19 protein-coding genes are annotated in these 15,732 nt (G+C 69.4%); 8 read left to right on the forward strand and 11 right to left on the reverse strand.

Annotated features, from left to right (window positions below; translation table 11 throughout):
- Positions 1–46: 46 nt before the first annotated feature.
- Complete coding sequence (locus tag JR064_RS07180) at positions 47–1,327, forward strand: acetyl-CoA C-acetyltransferase (RefSeq protein WP_179571141.1); 1,281 nt, start codon at positions 47–49, stop codon at positions 1,325–1,327.
- 221 nt (positions 1,328–1,548) lie between these two features.
- A complete protein-coding gene (locus tag JR064_RS07185) occupies positions 1,549–2,118 on the forward strand; it encodes a hypothetical protein (RefSeq protein ID WP_206229261.1) in 570 nt (189 codons plus the stop codon).
- Between the two features lie 118 nt (positions 2,119–2,236).
- Here JR064_RS07185 and JR064_RS07190 read toward each other — a convergent pair whose 3' ends face one another.
- The 3 genes from JR064_RS07190 to JR064_RS07200 all read right to left on the reverse strand — a co-directional run bounded on the left by JR064_RS07190 (position 2,237) and on the right by JR064_RS07200 (position 5,374).
- On the reverse strand, positions 2,237–3,505 hold the full coding sequence (locus JR064_RS07190; RefSeq protein ID WP_206229262.1) for a heme biosynthesis HemY N-terminal domain-containing protein: 1,269 nt from the start codon (positions 3,503–3,505) through the stop codon (positions 2,237–2,239).
- On the reverse strand, positions 3,502–4,479 hold the full coding sequence (locus JR064_RS07195; RefSeq protein ID WP_191826612.1) for a uroporphyrinogen-III C-methyltransferase: 978 nt from the start codon (positions 4,477–4,479) through the stop codon (positions 3,502–3,504). The genes JR064_RS07190 and JR064_RS07195 overlap by 4 nt, the downstream gene beginning before the upstream one ends.
- A 118-nt stretch (positions 4,480–4,597) precedes the next feature.
- Positions 4,598–5,374, reverse strand: a complete 777-nt coding sequence (locus JR064_RS07200) for a uroporphyrinogen-III synthase (protein ID WP_425510278.1) — start codon at positions 5,372–5,374, stop codon at positions 4,598–4,600.
- Positions 5,375–5,416: 42 nt separating this feature from the next.
- Between JR064_RS07200 and JR064_RS07205 the strand changes: the two genes are divergently transcribed.
- From JR064_RS07205 to JR064_RS07225, 5 genes are all read left to right on the forward strand, one after another.
- Positions 5,417–5,887, forward strand: a complete 471-nt coding sequence (locus JR064_RS07205; protein ID WP_206229264.1) for a YiiD C-terminal domain-containing protein — start codon at positions 5,417–5,419, stop codon at positions 5,885–5,887.
- A 37-nt stretch (positions 5,888–5,924) separates the two neighbouring features.
- Positions 5,925–6,344: a hypothetical protein gene (locus JR064_RS07210; protein WP_179571135.1), complete on the forward strand. Its 420-nt coding sequence runs from the start codon at positions 5,925–5,927 to the stop codon at positions 6,342–6,344.
- A gap of 53 nt (positions 6,345–6,397) precedes the next feature.
- On the forward strand, positions 6,398–6,832 hold the full coding sequence (locus tag JR064_RS07215) for a rhodanese-like domain-containing protein (protein WP_179571134.1): 435 nt from the start codon (positions 6,398–6,400) through the stop codon (positions 6,830–6,832).
- 88 nt (positions 6,833–6,920) lie between these two features.
- On the forward strand, positions 6,921–7,439 hold the full coding sequence (secB, locus tag JR064_RS07220; RefSeq protein WP_179571133.1) for a protein-export chaperone SecB: 519 nt from the start codon (positions 6,921–6,923) through the stop codon (positions 7,437–7,439).
- Between the two features lie 18 nt (positions 7,440–7,457).
- Positions 7,458–8,483: an NAD(P)H-dependent glycerol-3-phosphate dehydrogenase gene (locus JR064_RS07225; RefSeq protein WP_179571132.1), complete on the forward strand. Its 1,026-nt coding sequence runs from the start codon at positions 7,458–7,460 to the stop codon at positions 8,481–8,483.
- A gap of 165 nt (positions 8,484–8,648) precedes the next feature.
- On the opposite strand, the gene JR064_RS07230 is transcribed toward JR064_RS07225, so the two are convergent.
- The 4 genes from JR064_RS07230 to JR064_RS07245 form a co-directional block, all read right to left on the reverse strand.
- Entirely contained in the window at positions 8,649–9,221 is a 573-nt protein-coding gene (locus JR064_RS07230; RefSeq protein ID WP_179571131.1) for an OmpO family porin, read from the reverse strand.
- A gap of 348 nt (positions 9,222–9,569) precedes the next feature.
- Positions 9,570–10,238 carry an NAD(P)-dependent oxidoreductase gene (locus tag JR064_RS07235; protein ID WP_206229265.1) on the reverse strand — a complete coding sequence of 223 codons (669 nt, stop codon included), beginning with the start codon at positions 10,236–10,238 and terminating at the stop codon, positions 9,570–9,572.
- A 114-nt stretch (positions 10,239–10,352) separates the two neighbouring features.
- Positions 10,353–10,826 carry an AtaL-like protein gene (locus JR064_RS07240; RefSeq protein ID WP_206229266.1) on the reverse strand — a complete coding sequence of 158 codons (474 nt, stop codon included), beginning with the start codon at positions 10,824–10,826 and terminating at the stop codon, positions 10,353–10,355.
- Between the two features lie 39 nt (positions 10,827–10,865).
- Entirely contained in the window at positions 10,866–11,735 is an 870-nt protein-coding gene (locus tag JR064_RS07245; RefSeq protein ID WP_206229267.1) for an SDR family oxidoreductase, read from the reverse strand.
- A 111-nt stretch (positions 11,736–11,846) separates the two neighbouring features.
- Here JR064_RS07245 and JR064_RS07250 point away from each other — a divergent pair, with 111 nt between their 5' ends.
- Positions 11,847–12,728: a LysR family transcriptional regulator gene (locus tag JR064_RS07250; protein WP_206229268.1), complete on the forward strand. Its 882-nt coding sequence runs from the start codon at positions 11,847–11,849 to the stop codon at positions 12,726–12,728.
- A 173-nt stretch (positions 12,729–12,901) separates the two neighbouring features.
- Here JR064_RS07250 and JR064_RS07255 read toward each other — a convergent pair whose 3' ends face one another.
- The 4 genes from JR064_RS07255 to JR064_RS07270 form a co-directional block, all read right to left on the reverse strand.
- Positions 12,902–13,309, reverse strand: a complete 408-nt coding sequence (locus JR064_RS07255) for a DUF2000 domain-containing protein (protein WP_179571126.1) — start codon at positions 13,307–13,309, stop codon at positions 12,902–12,904.
- A gap of 52 nt (positions 13,310–13,361) precedes the next feature.
- Positions 13,362–14,213: an AraC family transcriptional regulator gene (locus JR064_RS07260; protein ID WP_206229269.1), complete on the reverse strand. Its 852-nt coding sequence runs from the start codon at positions 14,211–14,213 to the stop codon at positions 13,362–13,364.
- A 302-nt stretch (positions 14,214–14,515) separates the two neighbouring features.
- A complete protein-coding gene (locus tag JR064_RS07265) occupies positions 14,516–14,995 on the reverse strand; it encodes a tRNA (cytidine(34)-2'-O)-methyltransferase (protein WP_206229270.1) in 480 nt (159 codons plus the stop codon).
- Positions 14,996–15,046: 51 nt separating this feature from the next.
- Positions 15,047–15,523, reverse strand: coding sequence for a hypothetical protein (locus JR064_RS07270; protein WP_191826605.1), 477 nt, complete (start codon positions 15,521–15,523; stop codon positions 15,047–15,049).
- Between the last annotated feature and the right edge of the window lie 209 nt (positions 15,524–15,732).

Here is a 15,732-nt window from a genome sequence, read left to right on the forward strand (position 1 = left end):
GCTAACGTGCAGGCCATGTCCCCGACCCCTCGCGCGAGGTAATCCCATGCCAGTAGCCCGTCCCGTCGCCATTCTCGGCGGCGTCCGTATTCCGTTTTGCCGGCAGAACACGGCGTATGCGGATGTCGGGAACCTCGGCATGTCGGTGCGCACGCTGGGCGCGCTGGTCGAGCGCTACGGCCTGCACGGCCAGCAGTTGGGCGAGGTGGCGATGGGGGCGGTGATCAAGCACTCCAGCGACTGGAACCTGGGCCGCGAGGCCGCGCTGTCGTCGGGGCTGTCGCCGCTGACGCCGGGCATCACCCTGCAGCGCGCCTGCGGCACCAGCCTGGACAGCATCATCACCGTGGCCAACAAGATCGCGCTGGGGCAGATCGAGTCGGGCATCGGCGGCGGTTCGGACACCACCTCGGAAGTACCGATCGTGTACGGCAAGAAGCTGCGCGCGCGGCTGCTGGCCGCCAACCGCGCCAAGACCACCGGCGACAAGATCCGCGCGCTGACCCGCAGCTTCAAGTTCGCCGAGCTCAAGCCCGAGTTCCCCGGCGTGGCCGAGCCGCGCACCGGCAAGAGCATGGGCGACCACTGCGAGGACATGGCCAAACAGTGGAACATCGCGCGCGATTCGCAGGACGCCTGGGCGGTGTCCTCGCACCACAAGCTGGCCGCGGCCTACGAGCGCGGCTTCTTCGCCGACCTGATCGCCCCGTTCCGCGGCGTGGAGCGCGACAACATCCTGCGCGCCGACACCTCGCTGGAAAAGCTCGCCACGCTGAAGCCGGCCTTCGACAAGACCAGCGGCCGCGGCACCCTGACCGCGGCCAACTCCACCCCGCTGACCGACGGCGCCGCCGCGGTGCTGCTGGCCTCGGAGGAATGGGCGCAGGCGCACGGCCATGTGCCGATGGCGTACCTGCGCGATGCGCAGGTCGCCGCGGTGGACTTCGTGCACGGCGAAGGCCTGCTGATGGCGCCGACCATCGCCGTGCCGGACATGCTCAAGCGGCACAACCTGAGCCTGCAGGACTTCGATATCTACGAAATCCACGAGGCCTTCGCCGCGCAGGTGCTGTGCACGCTGCGCGCCTGGGAGAGCGAGGACTACTGCCGCACCCGGCTCGGCCTGGACGCGCCGCTGGGGCAGATCGATCCGGCCAAGATCAATCCGCTGGGGTCCTCGCTGGCCACCGGCCATCCGTTCGCGGCGACCGGCGCGCGCATCGTCGCCACGGTGGCCAAGCAGTTGGTCGAACGCGGCGGCGGGCGGGCGCTGATCTCGATCTGCACCGCCGGCGGCATGGGCGTGGTGGCGATCGTCGAGCGCTGAGCCGCGGCATGCGGCCCGCGCGCCTGGGGCGCCGGGCCGCGAAAGCGCGCAGGGCGATAGCGCCGGGCCCGAAGGCGCCGCTCAACGCGGCCACGACCGCCGCATCGTCGAATAGGTTCTTTCCCCCGCCATCGCCCGCCAGCAGCGCTTGCCGCTGCGCTACCATGCGCGCCGATCCGCCTGCACGATGCAGGCCGAACGGCGCGCAGGGGGCGCATGCCATGAACCAGCTCGACAGCTTCAATCCGTATCAGGCGCCCGACGCCGCCATCCAGGCCACCACCATGCCGCCGCTGCCGGGCGAGACGCTGTGGCGCGACGGCGACGACCTGCTGTGCCTGCGCGATACGCCGTTCCCGGCGCATTGCGTCAAGTGCGGGGTGGCGCTGCGCAACGACGAACTGAAGAAGCGCACGTTCTACTGGCACGCGCCGGGCTGGTACGTGCTGATCCTGGTGAGCGTGGTGATCTATGCGATCGCGGCGCTGATCGCGCGCAAGCGCAGCAGCCATGTGCTCGGCATGTGCGCGGAGCATCGGCGCAGGCGCAACCGCTTCGTGCTGCTCACGGCAGCTGCGTTCGTGGTCGCGCCGCTGCTGGGGTTTGCCGTCGGCGACGAAGCCGGGCTCTGGCTGGGCCTGGGGATGTTCCTGGCCATGCTGGTCGCCGGCCTGCTCGGCGCGCGCATCCTGGTGCCGCGGCGCATGGACGAGCGCTATGCGCGCTACAAGGGCGTGGCGCCCGCATTCCTGGCGCGCCTGCCGGCGCTGCCGGCCGCGTTGCGGCGCTGAGCCGGTCGGTTCGGCCGGCCGGCCAAGCGCTGGCCCTGCAATCCTTGAATGAGAAACCCGGCGCCGGCTGCAGCCGACGCCGGCCTCGGTCAACGGTGCGTCATCCCTACTGCCGCACTCATTCCTGCAGGCGCGGGAACCCGTGTTCGTCGCGGCGTTCGTCGCTGCCCGGATCCGGGTCGATCGGCACCACCGGCGCGCTGGCCGCAGGCAGCGGCTGGGCCAGTTCGCCGCGTTGCACGCGCAGCGCGTTGGCGTAGCAGCGCTGCGCCATGAAGGAGTCGCCGGCCTCGGCATGGCCATCGCCGAACGCCTCCCAGGCCTCTGCGCCGGCGCCCAGCGCCAGCGCGCGATGCAGGAATTCTTCCGACTGCGGCCATTGCTGTTGCTGATGCGCCAGCCGCGCCAGGGTCAGCAGCAGGCCCGGGCTGTCCGGATGGCTCTGCAGCCAGCGCTGCGCGCTGGCGCGGCGCGAATCGTATTTCTCCACCGGCAGGCGCCCGTACAGCGCCGCCAGGCCTTCGTCCCAGCGCGTCTCCAGGGCCTGTTCCACGGCGCGCAGCGCCGCATCGTCCCAGTGCAGCGCGGCGGCGCGGGTGGCATAGGCCTCGACCACGGCCGGTTCGCTGCGCTGCGACTTGGGCAGGCTTTCCCAGCGCTCGGCCAGCGCGTTGGCATCGTCCGCCTGCTGCAGCGAGGCGGACGCCAGGCGCGATTCCAACGGGCCGATCGCGTCCAGCGGCAAGGCCTGCTGCTGGCGGATCGCACCAAGCTGGCCATAGGCCTCGCCGGCGCGGCCGATGCTGGTCAGCGCCTCGGTGCGCAGCAGCAACCCGCGCGGCGGCAACGGCTGCGCCGCGGCCACGTCCAGCGCATTGATCGCATCGACCGGACGTTGCTGGGCCAGAAGGCGTTCGCCCTGCAGCAGCGCGTGCGCGCCGGCGTCGCGCTCGCTCAGGCGCTGCAGATAGCGGTTGGCCGCCTCCGCGTCGGCGCGCGCATCGGCCACGCGGACCGCTGCGACCAGGGCGATGGCGCTGACGTCGGGATCTTCCGCAGCGGCATTGAGCTGTTTCTCGGCGCGCGCCCACTGGCCGTTGTGCAGCGCGGTCAGGCCTTCGATCAGGCGCGCGCGCGATTGCTTGCGGCGATGCCGGCCCCAGGCGCGGAACGGGAAGCTGAGCAGATTCCACAGCAGCAACAGCACCAGGAAGGCGATCACCAGCAGCAGCGCCGCCTGCGGCAGCGGCGAGATGTAGTCGTTGCCGCCTGCGCGCACGACCACTTCGCCGAGGTCGCCCAGCTTGTCCTGCGCCAGCCACTGCGCGCCGATCACGCCCAGGGCGATCACCACCAGCAACACGATCAGGGAACGGAGGGATTTCATGGTTGGCTCCTTGCGTCGCGCATGGTGCGCAACTGCTGCAGGGTGGTGCCCAGCTCGGGGACGGCCGGGCGCAGGGCGGCGTTGCGCAGGGTCTGCAATGTGGCGCGGCGTTCGCGCAGCGGCGCCGAATCGGGCCACAGGCGTTGCAGCCAGGTGCCGGCGCGGGTCAGCGCGCCGCGGTAGCCGCGCGCGTCGCCACGCTCCAGTGCGGCGCGCGCCAGGCTCAGGTCCAGCTGCAGCGCATCGCGCGCGGCGATCCGCTCCGAACGCGCGACCAGCACGCCGCCCTGGGCGGGGCGGATCTTGACCAGCGGCGACAGCAGCCGTTGCCACAGCGGGGCTTGCGTGCGCTCGGGCAGTTGCGTGGGCAATGCCTCCAGGCTGGCGGCGAAGGCGTCCAACTGCGCCGACAGCCGCGCCTGCGGCCCTTCGCCGAGCGCGTCCAGTGCGGTGCGTTCCTGCAGCAGCACCTGGCGCAGGTTGAGATAGCGCGGATCGTCCACGCCTTCCAGCACGCCGCTGGCCAGCGCATAGGCGCGGCGGGCGCCCTGGGTATCGCCGGCCACGTCCAGGCGCTGCTGGCCCTGGCTCAGCAGCAGTTCCACCTCGTCCAGGCGCAGCGCCTGCGCGCCGTGGCGATTGGAGTCGGCGAGCTTGGCGACGTTGTCTTCGAGCAACGCGCTGCGCTGGCTGAGGCCGAGCATCTCGTCGCGCAGCACGCGGTTGGTGCTGGCCGCATCCTGGACCCGCTGCACGGTGGCGCGCTGGTCGCGGCGCAGGGTTTCCAGGTTCTGTTGCAGGGCCTGCAACTGCAGTTGGGTCTCCGATTGCTCGGCCAGCGCGCGCGCGTTGCGCGCCTGCCACCACTCCCAGCCGCGCCAACCGGCCAGCGCGAGCGCAGCCAGCATGGCCAGTACCAGAAGCAGCCAGATCCAGCGCGTGGAGCGGCGGGGCGTGGACGAGATTTCGGTCATCGGCGGGGGCATCCTTATAGCCTGCGTCCCGTCGCGACGATGGCGACGGCCGGACCCACGGCACGCGGGAGCATGGCGTGAGCGGCACCGCGCCCGCAAGCCGGGGGGCGGCGCGCGTTCAGCGAGGTGGCGAGCGCGTTACGACCGCGGCGGCGGCGGTGGCCAGTTGCTGCGGCAGCGGACCGGCGGCGCGCGCGATGTCGGCGAAGCCGAGTTCGGCGGCCTGCGCGGCCAGCCGCGCGCTGGCCGCGACCAGCGGCCGCGCGCGCCAGGCGGCGGCCAGGTCGTCGGGCAGGCGGTCCAGCACCAGCCGCAGCGCCTCGCCGCTGCTCAGCGCCAGCACGCCCGGCGCCGCGGCGCGCAGCCGGGCGATGCGCGCGGCGGACAGGGGCACCGGCACCCGGCGGTAGACATCGGCGCGCTGCAACGGCGTGCCGCGCGCCTGCAGCTGTGCGGCGATCAGGCCACGCCCGCCGGGCGCGGTGATCAGGCCGACGGCGCCATCGCGGGCGGCCAGCTGCGGCAAGGCCAGCAGGCCATCGCTGTCCATCCGTTCCGGCACCACGACCTCGGCGATGCCATGGCGCTGCAGCGCGCGTGCGGTGCCGGCGCCCACCGCCAGCCAGCATTGCCCGGGCGCCGCCGCCAGCGGCTGCAGCGCCGCGGCCGCGCGCACCGCCGCCGGACTGCTGAAGAGCACCCGCGGCGCGGCCAGCGCCAGCGCCAGCGCGGTGCGCGTGGCGGCGTCGTCGCAGGCGTGCAGGCGCCATGGCGAGACCGCCAGCAGCCGCGCGCCGACCCGCGCCGCGGCGCGGCGCAGCGGCGCGTGCTCGCCCTGCGGGCGCAGCGAGATCAGGGTCCAGGCCGCGGCGGCAACGGTTGCATGTGCGCTCATGCCAGGCATTATGCGAGCCCCCACCGGCAGCACAATCGCACCATGGCAGCGGATCTTCCTTTCGATGCGTTCCTGCAGCAGTTGCAGCGGCAGTTCGATGCGATGCCGCCGGTGGCGGCGCTGCAGGTCGCGCTGCAGGGCTATGCCGATCAGCGCTTGCACGTGGTCGCGCCGCTGGCGGCCAACCTCAACGACAAGGGCAACGCCTTCGGCGGCAGCCTGGGTTCGGTGATGACCCTGGCCGGCTGGGCACTGGTCAATTGCGAGCTGCACCGCGCCGGCCTGCAGGCCGACGTCTACGTCGCCGATACCCAGGTGCGCTACCTGGCGCCGCTGTATGCCGACCTGCACGCGCAGGCCGGCGCCGATGCGCAGGCCGACTGGGACACCTTCGTGCAGACCTTCCGCCAGCGCGGCCGTGCCCGGATCGGCATCCAGGCCCACGTCGGCCCGGCCGATGCCGCCGCCGCGGCGACGCTGAGCGGGCGTTTCGTCGCCATCGCGAAAGGGTAGGATGCGCGCATCGCTCGCGCCCATCCGGAAACCCGCCATGCACTCGACGTTCCGCGCCCTGGCGCTGCTGCTGGTGCTGGGTTTCGCTGGCACCGCGCTGGCCGCCAGCCGCAGCCAGCAGAACAAGCTCGACGATCTGCAGACCGCCTACGGCACCGCGATCCGCTGGAGCGAGTTCGAGTCGGCCTGGGAAGCGGTGGATCCGGCCTACCGGCAGGCGCACCCGCTGACCGATCTGCAACTGGAGCGCTACCGCCAGGTGCAGGTGTCCTCCTACAAGGTCGGGCGGGTCGGCGCGCTGGATGGCGACGCGGTACGCGACATCGAACTGGGCGTGATCAACCGCAATACCCAGGCCGAGCGCATCGTGCGCTACCGCGAGCGCTGGCGCTGGGACGCGCAGGCCAAGACCTGGTGGCTGCTGGACGGCCTGCCGGACTTGTGGAACGGCCAGTAGCGCCGCCGGCCAGCTGTGCGACAATCGGCGCCCGCTTCCAGCCCCCTATTCCTGTGAACTTCGAAGAACTGCTGGCCTTCGCCGGCCGCAACCCGATGCTGGCCCTGGCCCTGGTCGGCCTGACCATCGCCCTGATCGTCACCGAAATCGCGCGCCTGTTCCGCGGCTTCAAGACCCTGCGCCCGGCCGAACTGACCCTGCTGATCAATGCCGGCAACGCGGTCCTGGTCGACCTGTCGGCCGCGGCCGATTTCGAGAAGGGCCATATCGCCGGCAGCCGCAACGCCACGCCGAGCCAGTTCGGCCCCGAGCACAAGCTGGTGGCCAACGCCAAGTCCTCGCCGGTGGTGCTGGTGTGCCGCACCGGCAACACCGCCGACGCCGCCGCCAAGCAGCTGAAGAAGGCCGGCTTCGAGCAGGTCTACGTGCTCGACGGCGGCATCGCCGCCTGGCAGCAGGCCGATCTGCCGCTGGTCAAGGGCCGCTGATCGCGCGTCCCGGTCGGGCGCCGAGCGCCGCGGCCGGCATGTGATAATCCCGAATCTTTCTGTTACCTGAATCCACCGGAGTCAAGAAATGTCCGACGTCACCAACAACGGCGCCACGGCGCCGGCCGAAGCCGCAGCCGGCCCCGCTTTCACCATCGAGAAGATCTACGTCAAGGACGTGTCCTTCGAGTCGCCGAACGCGCCGGCGGTGTTCAACGACAACGTGCAGCCGGAGTTGCAGCTCAACCTCAACCAGCGCGTGCAGCGCCTGAACGAGCAGGCCTTCGAAGTGGTGCTCGCGGTGACCCTGACCTGCACCGCCGCCGGCAAGACCGCCTACGTGGCCGAAGTGCAGCAGGCCGGCGTGTTCGGCCTGGTCGGCCTGGACCCGCAGGCGGTGGACGTGCTGCTCGGCACGCAGTGCCCGAACATCCTGTTCCCGTACGTGCGCTCGCTGGTCAGCGACCTGATCCAGGCCGGCGGCTTCCCGCCGTTCTTCCTGCAGCCGATCAACTTCGAAGCGCTGTACGCCGAAACCCTGCGCCAGCGCGCGCAGCAGGGCGAGACCCAGTCGCTCGCCGACTCGGAGCCGGCCGGCAACGCCTGAGCGCGTCCGCCGTTGCGCATGCGCGATAACCCTGCGAAGAAGATCGCCGTCCTCGGCGCCGGTTCCTGGGGCACCGCCCTGGCCGCGCTCGTCGCCCGGCACGGTTTCCCGACCGTGCTGTGGGGGCGCGACGCCGTCGTCGCCGAGGCGATTCAACAGCGCCACGAGAACCCGCGCTACCTGCCGCAGATCCCGCTGCCGGCGAGCCTGCAGGCCACTACCGACCTGGCGGCGGCCGTGCACGGCGCCGACTGGATCCTGGTGGTGGTGCCGTCGCACGCGTTCACCGAAACCCTGCACCAGCTGGCGCCGCTGCGCCCGCCGCAGGCCGGCGTGGCCTGGGCGACCAAGGGCTTCGAGCCCGGCTCCGGGCGCTTCCTGCACGAGGTGGCGCAGCAGATCCTGGGCGAGGACGTGCCGCTGGCGGTGGTGACCGGGCCGTCGTTCGCCAAGGAAGTGGCGCTGGACCTGCCGACCGCGGTGACCGTGCACGGCGATGCCGCGTTCGCGCAGCAGGTCGCCGACGCGATGCACGGCCCCACCTTCCGCGCCTACACCGGCGACGACATGGTCGGTGCCGAGCTGGGCGGGGCGATGAAGAACGTGCTGGCGGTGGCCACCGGCGTGGCCGACGGCATGGAGCTGGGCCTGAACGCCCGCGCCGGCCTGATCACCCGCGGGCTCAACGAGATGCTGCGGCTGGCCGCGGCGATCGGCGGCAAGCCGGAAACGCTGATGGGCCTGGCCGGACTCGGCGATCTGGTGCTGACCTGCACCGGCGACCTGTCGCGCAACCGGCGCCTGGGCCTGGCCCTGGGCCGCGGGCAGACCCTGCCCGACGCGGTTCGCGCGATCGGCCAGGTGGTCGAGTCGGTGCAGACCGCCGACGAGGTGATGCGCCAGGCCGAACGCCATGGCATCGACCTGCCGATCTCCAACGCGGTGCGCGCGGTGCTGCACGGCGAACTGACCCCGGCGGTCGGCCTGCAGCAGTTGCTGGCCCGCGAGCAGAAGCCGGAGTACCCGACCACGCTGTTCAGCTGATCGCGCGTTGTTTTAGACACGAAAAAGCCCGGCCGAAGCCGGGCTTTTTCGTGTCTGCGGCCACTTGGCCCGAACGCCGCGCAAAAAAGAAGCCCGGTCCTGGGACCGGGCTTCGAACCGCGCGCAGCGGAGAGAGACGCGGCGCGCAGCGCTACGCGGTGTCGCTTACCAGCTGAAACGCGGGCCGACGAACCATTCCTTGTCGCCATCGCGGTTCATCTTCAGGTCCGCGCTCAGGCCCCAGTTCTGGTTGAGCTTGGCCTGGGCGCCGAGGCGGCCGTAGAACTCGCCGTCCGGGTTGATGCCGTCCTTCTTGGTGTAGTCCTCGTAACCGCCCAGCGCATACACCTCGAGGTACGGGTTGAACGCGGTACGGATGCCCACTTCGGCGCTGTAGCCGTTGAACTTGGTGCCGTATTCCGGGTCGAAGCGGTTGTAGGCCACGCGGGTCACCAGATCGGTGCTGGTCGAGATCTCGTGGTTGTAGCCGGCGCCGATGCGCCACTGGTCGACGTCGACGTCGCCGAAATCGGTCTTCTGGCGGTTGAAGTCGCCGAACACGCTGAAGTTCGGGTTGATCGCGTAGGAGCCCTTGATGGCCCAACCATCCGCGTCGCCGCCGCTGGCGTCGGTCTTGATGTAACCGCCTTCGACGTAGTTGTAGGACAGGCCTTCGGCCGCAGAGGCAGCGAACGGCAGAGTGGCCAGGAGGCCGAGAGCGAGCAGAGAAGTCTTCATGATCGGGATACCCTTGTTATTGGTTTAGTCGGCGCTGAGGCGTGGGCCGTTCGCTGCCGATATGTAAATTATCCGTTAGCCACCCGAACTTGCCCTGAATTTCAAACTGACCGGTATATAAATCAGACACCGTGTTCAGGAACTTTCGCAGGCACGGTTTCGAAGGCGCATGGCCCGCACGGTTCGCGCCGCTACCGGATCACAAGTCGCCGTAGTCCCGGGACGCCAAACCGCCATCGACTCGTTGCCGACAGCGTTGGTCGCTGGCTTCTGGTCGCGGCTATACCGCGGCGGGCCGCGTCCGTCTGCTCGTCCGGCGCGGTCCGGGCAGTAGCGCGCGCGGTGCGCTTACCAGGTGACCAGCGGCGCGCGATGCAACCAGGCATCGGAGGCCACCTGGTCCAAGACGAACGTCGCGACATCCGCCCGCGCGATGCTGCCGCCGCGGAAGCCGGTGAGATCGGTGATCGCGCGGACTTCGCCGCGGGCGGGCTTGTCGTTGAGCACGGATGGGCGGACCAGCACCCAGTCGAGGCCGCTGTCGCGGATCAGGGCTTCCTGCCGATTCTTGTCTGCATACACCTTGCGCAGAAGCAATGGAAAGATCAGCTTGTCGAACAGAAATCCGCCGTGTCCTGTGCTGTCGCCGGCCCCCATTCCGGTAATGCCGATCAGGCGTGTGACCTGCTCTGCCTTCATCGCGCTCACGAGCGCTCGCGTCGCGGTGGAGAGCAGGGTGACCTCGCGGCGCGGGCTGGCCGGCGTGCCCAATGCGCTGATGACGGCGTCGCGGTCGCGCAGCGCCTGGCGCAGGATCGTCTCGTCGCGGGCGTCTCCCACGATGAGTCGTGCCCCGCCGAGATGGCGCGCCGCATCGGGCGAACGCACCAGCGCCGCGACGTCGTAGCCTCGGGCCACCGCCTGGCCGACGATGAGCCGGCCGGTGCCGCCGGTCGCACCCAGGACCAGAATCTTCGGTCGGTCAGGCGCGATATTGCCGCTGTCGTGCTGTTGCATGTTGGCTTCCTCGGAGGACGGGACGCCTGTTGATAGAGGTCGTCCCAGGGGGGATCTCATGTCTCGGCCAGGCGTTTCCTGGCGGAGCCGTTGCGGCGAGAGGCGGACGGTTGTTCAGAGCCTGCCGTCCGCGAGCAGTTCGCGGGTGCGTTTCAGCGTCGATTGCAGCGCCGCCTTGTAGCCCTTGTCGCTGTCGAACTGGGCCTGCTCGGCTTGCTCCTCGGGGCCGCCCGGCTCTTTGCCGCGCAGGCCGAGATAGCAATAGAAGCGCAGCTGCAGCGCTCCGGCCGCGTCCTCGAAAAGCACGTTGACGATCGCGCCTTCGCGCGGGCCGGTGGCCTGGAAGAAGGTGATCTTGCTTTCCGGTTCGAGGACGATGATCTCGCGCAGGTCGGTGCCGGCGATCGTGGCTTCGCGCACGAAGTGCGTCGCGCTTTCCTCCACGACGTCGCAGCGGGTGCACAGGCCCTCGGGCAGGAACAGGCGGGCGTCGCGGGCCTTGAGCAGCAGGCCCTGCCAGGCCTGCGCGCGGGTCAGCGGGCGTTCGCCGGGAGGGTTCACGGCGACGGTGGCGGTCGAATAGATCATGGTGGAGTCCTGGTGGTGTAGGTGCGCAAGCGCTGCTTGTCAGGAGGAGGTCGCGACCCGGGTGGCGAACTCGCGATAGGAGTGCAGCGGGCGACCCAGCAGCGTGGTCAGGCGTTCGACGTCGCCGGCGGCGGGGATCATTCCGTCGCTGATGAAACGCTCGCTCATCAGGCGCATGTCGAAGGCCATCCAACTCGGCATGAACTGGCGCAGGTTCTGCTCGAATGCGGCGGTGTCCTCGCCCGGATAGGAGATCTGGCGGCCCAGCGCGTCGCTCCAGATCGCGGCGATGGCGGTGCCGGTCAGCGTCTCGGGGCCGACCAGGTTGATGCGCTCCAGCGCCAGCGGCACTGCCGACTGCTCGCGGCGCAGCAGTTCGATGGCCGCGACCTCGCCGATGTCGCGCGTGTCGACCATCGCCAGGCCCTTGCTGCCGATCGGCATCGGATAGACGCCGTAGCCGCTCACCACGTCCTTGATCGTGAGGTCGTTGTCGATGAAGTAGGCCGGACGCAGGATGGTGGCGTTCAGGCCCATCTGCTCGATCATGCGTTCCACGCCGTACTTGCCCGCGAAGTGCGGCACGTTGACGTACAGGTCGCTGTGGATCACCGACAGATAGACGAACCGTTCGATCCCGGCCTCGCGGGCGACGTTCAGTGCGATCAGCGCCTGGGTGTACTCGTCGGCCACCACGGCGTTGAGCAGAAACAGCGTGGAGACGCCGGAGAAGGCGCCGCGCAGCGAATCTACATCGAGCAGATCGCCTTGGACGACCTCGACGCCTGCCGGCAAGTTGGCCTTGGATGGATCGCGGACCAGCGCGCGGACATCGGCGCCGCGCTTGACGAGGTGTTCGACGACCTGACGGCCGACAGTGCCGGTTGCACCGGTTACGAGAATGGTCATGGTGATTTCCTTGGTTGGGGTTCGGTCTGGGTGTGGGCCAAACGATAGGAGGTTCCATATTCAAAACACAGACTCTAAAATATGGACGCCTCGTACCAAATTTGAGACGAAATGGACCTGAACGCCCTGGAAGATTTCCAACTGGTGGCTGCGCACGGCGGCTTCGGCAGAGCCAGCCGCGCCAGTGGCCGGTCCAAAGCGACCCTGTCGCGCCGGGTTGCCGATCTCGAAGACTCCCTGGGCATACGGCTCATCGAGCGAGGCGAGCGCAGCCTGGGCCTGACCGAAGCCGGCCGGATCCTGCTGGCAAGACTCGAGGGGCCGATGCGCGAGGTTGCCGACGCGATCGCGGCGGCGCGGGATGGACTGGCGACCCCGCGAGGCCGGCTGCGTGTCGCAGCGCCGCTGCTGTTCTCGCAAGTGGCGCTGGGACGGCTTGCCGCCGCGTTCCAGGCGCTCCATCCGCAAGTGCAGATAGAAGCCGTCTCCGAGGACCGCGTCGCCGACCTCGTCGACGAGCACTTCGACGTCGCCATCCGCATCAACCCGCGCAAGGACAGCGCGCTGGTCGGCAGGTGTTTCGCCAAGGACCGGTTGGTGCTTGCGGCGGCTCCTGTCGTCGAGACCCCCAAAGGGCGCAAGGGCGAGACGCTGCGCGTCCCGGCCGTGGTGATGCCGTCCTATCGCGACGGCGAGCTGTGGTCCGTCCAGGGCGGCCAGCTCGTGGTCGAACCACAGCCCGTCCTGCGGCTGTCCTCGCTGCTGACGGTCCGCGATGCCGTCACCGCCGGCGCGGGCGCGGCCATGCTGCCGCAGTCGCTCATCGGGCGCCTTCTCGACGAGGGCGAACTGGTCGCGTGGGGCGCGGCCGGCGACGAGGTCGAACTGTGGGTGTTGCACACCTCACGGCGCCTGCAGAGTCCCAAGGTCCGGGCGTTCGTCGAGTTCATATGCGGCCGTTATCCGAGTGGTGTGTTTGTCGTGGACGCATGATCTTGGCCGGCGGCGCACGTCATCCGGATGCGCGGACCGTGCGCCTGCGCCGGGTGCCAGGCATCGCTACGCATCGCCTGGAGCCATCCGCTAACGACCGACCGTGCAGGGGACGGTGCGGCGTGCGGGACAACCCGGGAAGATTCGGCACGGCCGCATCGCCGCGCGCCGCGTCACGGATGCAGGGACAGGCGCTTCGTGGCTTTTTCCACGGCTTTCTTCGGCCCGCGCAACCCGATCCCCACAAGGTTCAGATCGCCCGGGTCTTCCGCGCCGAATGCCTGGCGATTGGCGTCGTCGTGCCCGGTCGCGAACATGGCGAACACATACGGCAGCACGGTGATCTCGCGCTCCAGTCCCACGCGATGCGCGGCCTGCAGTCCGGCGAGGTCGGCCTCGAACACCAGCATCGGTTGCCCGAGCATGTTGCCGTAGCGATGGCCGTTCGCATCGACGTAGGGTTCGCCCATGGCGTCTGGGGCGGCCGATGCGATGCCGGTCGCCAGGAACGCAACGACATTCAACCGTTGCCAGGTCGCCAGGTCGTTGCGGACGATGAGAGCCACTTTGGTGTCGAACATTGGGGAACTCCGTTCTTGCTGGACTGTGGTCATGGTCGGAGCCGCCCAGGATTCAATCTAGAACGCCTGTGCATTGCCGCCTGTAGGCGGCCGGGGTGAGCCGATAGGCGCGCTTGAACCAGCGGCCCAGATGGCTTTGATCGGCAAAGCCGACCTTGAGCGCCACGTCCGCCGGTTCCTGGCCAGTGGCCAGCAGGGCGCGCGCGACGCGCAACCGCAAGCGGACCAGGTACGCGTGCGGCGACAGGCCGAACGTGCGCTGGAATTGCCGGGTGAGGCGGAACCGGTCCATGCCGGCGTAGCCGGCAAGTTCATCGAGGCCGACGTCGCGTTCCATCTGCTCGTGAAGGAAATCCCTGGCCCGCGCCATCCTTGCCGCCGAATCGCGCGCGGGCTGCGCATCCGCGGACAGGTGCGAGGACAGCCGCCGCATCATGCGATCCAGGCTCTGGTCCCGCGCCAGGCGGCCTTCGCCATGATGCACGGCGAGGAACGCCTGCCGTATCGCCGCGCTCAACACTGCGTCGCCGGTCAAGGTGCTCCGGAACGCCGGTTGAATCGCGGAGATGTCCCACTGCCCGAGCCGTTGCAGCATCTGCGCCACCCAGGACTGCGGGAGGTAGAGCATCGCGTAGGTGAAGCCGTCCTCCTCGGGCGCATGTCCGTCGTGGACCGCCCCAGGCTCGATCAGGATGGCGCGCCCCGGCGTGCTGGTATGGAGCGATCGATGGCAGTGGAACCGCTGGATTCCCTGCAAGGTGATGCCGACCAGCACTTCGTCGTGATCGTGGGGATCGTAGGCGTGTCCGCGGAAATGCGCGTGCACGCTCTCGATCCCGGTTTCCTGGTCGCGGCGAATCCTGACCCAATCGTCGGTGGTCGTTTTTCGGGAGCTGGAGGTCATAGCGCTACCCTGCAAGCGCGCGGCGGGTAGCGCGCCCGGATCGACTCAGGCGATGTCCCTGACGACTCAGTGTAAGAACGAAGCGTTGCCGACTTCAACCGCAAGCAAAGACGCCGCAATGCACGAGACGCAGCGGCTTTCCGGCGGAACGTCGGCGTGCAGCTTGCGTTCGTTGTCGTGGAGAAGGCCTCATGCCTGCGGCGCCGCCGCCGTGTGCCGGATCGCGTGGCAGTCGTCGTCTGCGTTGCCGCACAGCCCGGCCCGATGGACGTGGCGCCAGCGACCGGTGCCCTGCCGCGCGTTCAATCCGCGCCGGGGAAGCCCAGCTGCCGCCATGCTTCGAACACCACCACCGCTACCGCGTTGGACAGGTTGAGGCTGCGGTTGTGCGGGCGCATCGGCAGGCGCAGGCGTTGCGCGGGCGGAACCCGTTCCAGCACCTCGGCGGGCAGGCCGCGGGTTTCCGGGCCGAACAGGAACGCATCGCCGTCGGCGAAGGCGGGCGCATCGTAGCGGGTGTCGCTGCGGGTACTCAGGGCGAACAGGCGGCGCGGGGCGATGCTCTGCAACGCGGCGTCCAGCGAAGCGTGGACCTGCAGGCGTGCGTACTCGTGGTAATCCAGGCCGGCGCGTTTGAGCTGCTTGTCCTCAAGGTCGAAGCCGAGCGGCTCGATCAGGTGCAGCTGCGCGCCGGTATTCGCGCAAAGGCGGATGGCATTGCCCGTGTTGGGCGGTATTTCTGGTTGGAACAGCAGGACATGCAGCGTGGGCGTGGCGGTCATCGGCGCAGTTTACGCGCCGGCTCCGGCCTGCGCCGGCGAAGCGTCGCCGGCTCAGCGCGCCAGGCTGGTGGTCAGGTCCTGGCTCAGGTTCTGCAGGCTCGGCTGCAACTGCAGCATCGCGCTGTCCAGGGCGCCGCTGACCACGCTGCCGATCGCGAAGACGCTCTGGGTGTCGGTGCTCGGACGCACCTGCACCGCGGCCAGGGTCACCACGCGCTGGCTGGTCGCCTGCTCGGCATCGCGCTGGGCGATCTGCTCGGCGGACGGACGCACCTGCACCGACGCCAGCGTGGCGATGCGGCTGGACAGTTCGGCATCGCGCTGCGCCAGTTGCTCGGCGGAGGGGCGCACCTGCACCGCGGCCAGGGTGGCGATGCCGCTGTTGCGCTCGAAGGTGCGCTGGGCGATCTGCTCGGCGGAGGGGCGGACCTGCACGCTGTCCAGGGTGGTGACGGTCGGTGCGGCGATGGCCGGCGCGGCGAGCAGGGCGGCGATGGCGAAGGTCAGGGCGAAGGAAGCGGTTTTCATGGCGGGCCTCGTTGGTGTTGTTGAGCAGTGGTGTGGTAGTAAGGTAGAACACCTAATCAGGGCGTGCAAGAACTTTCTTCTGTTTTTTCTTTCTATTAAGCTCTCATTCATTATTTGCTTCGAATGCAGTTGTGGCGCTCAGATGCAAAGCAGATCCTGTGCCAACTTCAAGGTATTGTTATTCAAGGTTTTTTTGGCGAGCCGGGTGT

The sequence above is a fragment of the Xanthomonas bonasiae genome (assembly GCF_017163705.1).
Taxonomy (GTDB): Bacteria; Pseudomonadota; Gammaproteobacteria; order Xanthomonadales; family Xanthomonadaceae; genus Xanthomonas_A; species Xanthomonas_A bonasiae.

Excerpts from the sequence above, each read along its gene's own strand:
- JR064_RS07180 (WP_179571141.1), top strand. The coding sequence starts at position 47 with ATGCCAGTAGCCCGTCCCGTCGCCATTCTCGGCGGCGTCCGTATTCCG.
- JR064_RS07185 (WP_206229261.1), top strand. The coding sequence starts at position 1,549 with ATGAACCAGCTCGACAGCTTCAATCCGTATCAGGCGCCCGACGCCGCC.
- JR064_RS07190 (WP_206229262.1), bottom strand. The coding sequence starts at position 3,505 with ATGAAATCCCTCCGTTCCCTGATCGTGTTGCTGGTGGTGATCGCCCTG.
- JR064_RS07195 (WP_191826612.1), bottom strand. The coding sequence starts at position 4,479 with ATGACCGAAATCTCGTCCACGCCCCGCCGCTCCACGCGCTGGATCTGG.
- JR064_RS07200 (WP_425510278.1), bottom strand. The coding sequence starts at position 5,374 with ATGAGCGCACATGCAACCGTTGCCGCCGCGGCCTGGACCCTGATCTCG.
- JR064_RS07205 (WP_206229264.1), top strand. The coding sequence starts at position 5,417 with ATGGCAGCGGATCTTCCTTTCGATGCGTTCCTGCAGCAGTTGCAGCGG.
- JR064_RS07210 (WP_179571135.1), top strand. The coding sequence starts at position 5,925 with ATGCACTCGACGTTCCGCGCCCTGGCGCTGCTGCTGGTGCTGGGTTTC.
- secB (WP_179571133.1), top strand. The coding sequence starts at position 6,921 with ATGTCCGACGTCACCAACAACGGCGCCACGGCGCCGGCCGAAGCCGCA.
- JR064_RS07225 (WP_179571132.1), top strand. The coding sequence starts at position 7,458 with ATGCGCGATAACCCTGCGAAGAAGATCGCCGTCCTCGGCGCCGGTTCC.
- JR064_RS07230 (WP_179571131.1), bottom strand. The coding sequence starts at position 9,221 with ATGAAGACTTCTCTGCTCGCTCTCGGCCTCCTGGCCACTCTGCCGTTC.
- JR064_RS07235 (WP_206229265.1), bottom strand. The coding sequence starts at position 10,238 with ATGCAACAGCACGACAGCGGCAATATCGCGCCTGACCGACCGAAGATT.
- JR064_RS07240 (WP_206229266.1), bottom strand. The coding sequence starts at position 10,826 with ATGATCTATTCGACCGCCACCGTCGCCGTGAACCCTCCCGGCGAACGC.
- JR064_RS07245 (WP_206229267.1), bottom strand. The coding sequence starts at position 11,735 with ATGACCATTCTCGTAACCGGTGCAACCGGCACTGTCGGCCGTCAGGTC.
- JR064_RS07250 (WP_206229268.1), top strand. The coding sequence starts at position 11,847 with ATGGACCTGAACGCCCTGGAAGATTTCCAACTGGTGGCTGCGCACGGC.
- JR064_RS07255 (WP_179571126.1), bottom strand. The coding sequence starts at position 13,309 with ATGTTCGACACCAAAGTGGCTCTCATCGTCCGCAACGACCTGGCGACC.
- JR064_RS07260 (WP_206229269.1), bottom strand. The coding sequence starts at position 14,213 with ATGACCTCCAGCTCCCGAAAAACGACCACCGACGATTGGGTCAGGATT.
- JR064_RS07265 (WP_206229270.1), bottom strand. The coding sequence starts at position 14,995 with ATGACCGCCACGCCCACGCTGCATGTCCTGCTGTTCCAACCAGAAATA.
- JR064_RS07270 (WP_191826605.1), bottom strand. The coding sequence starts at position 15,523 with ATGAAAACCGCTTCCTTCGCCCTGACCTTCGCCATCGCCGCCCTGCTC.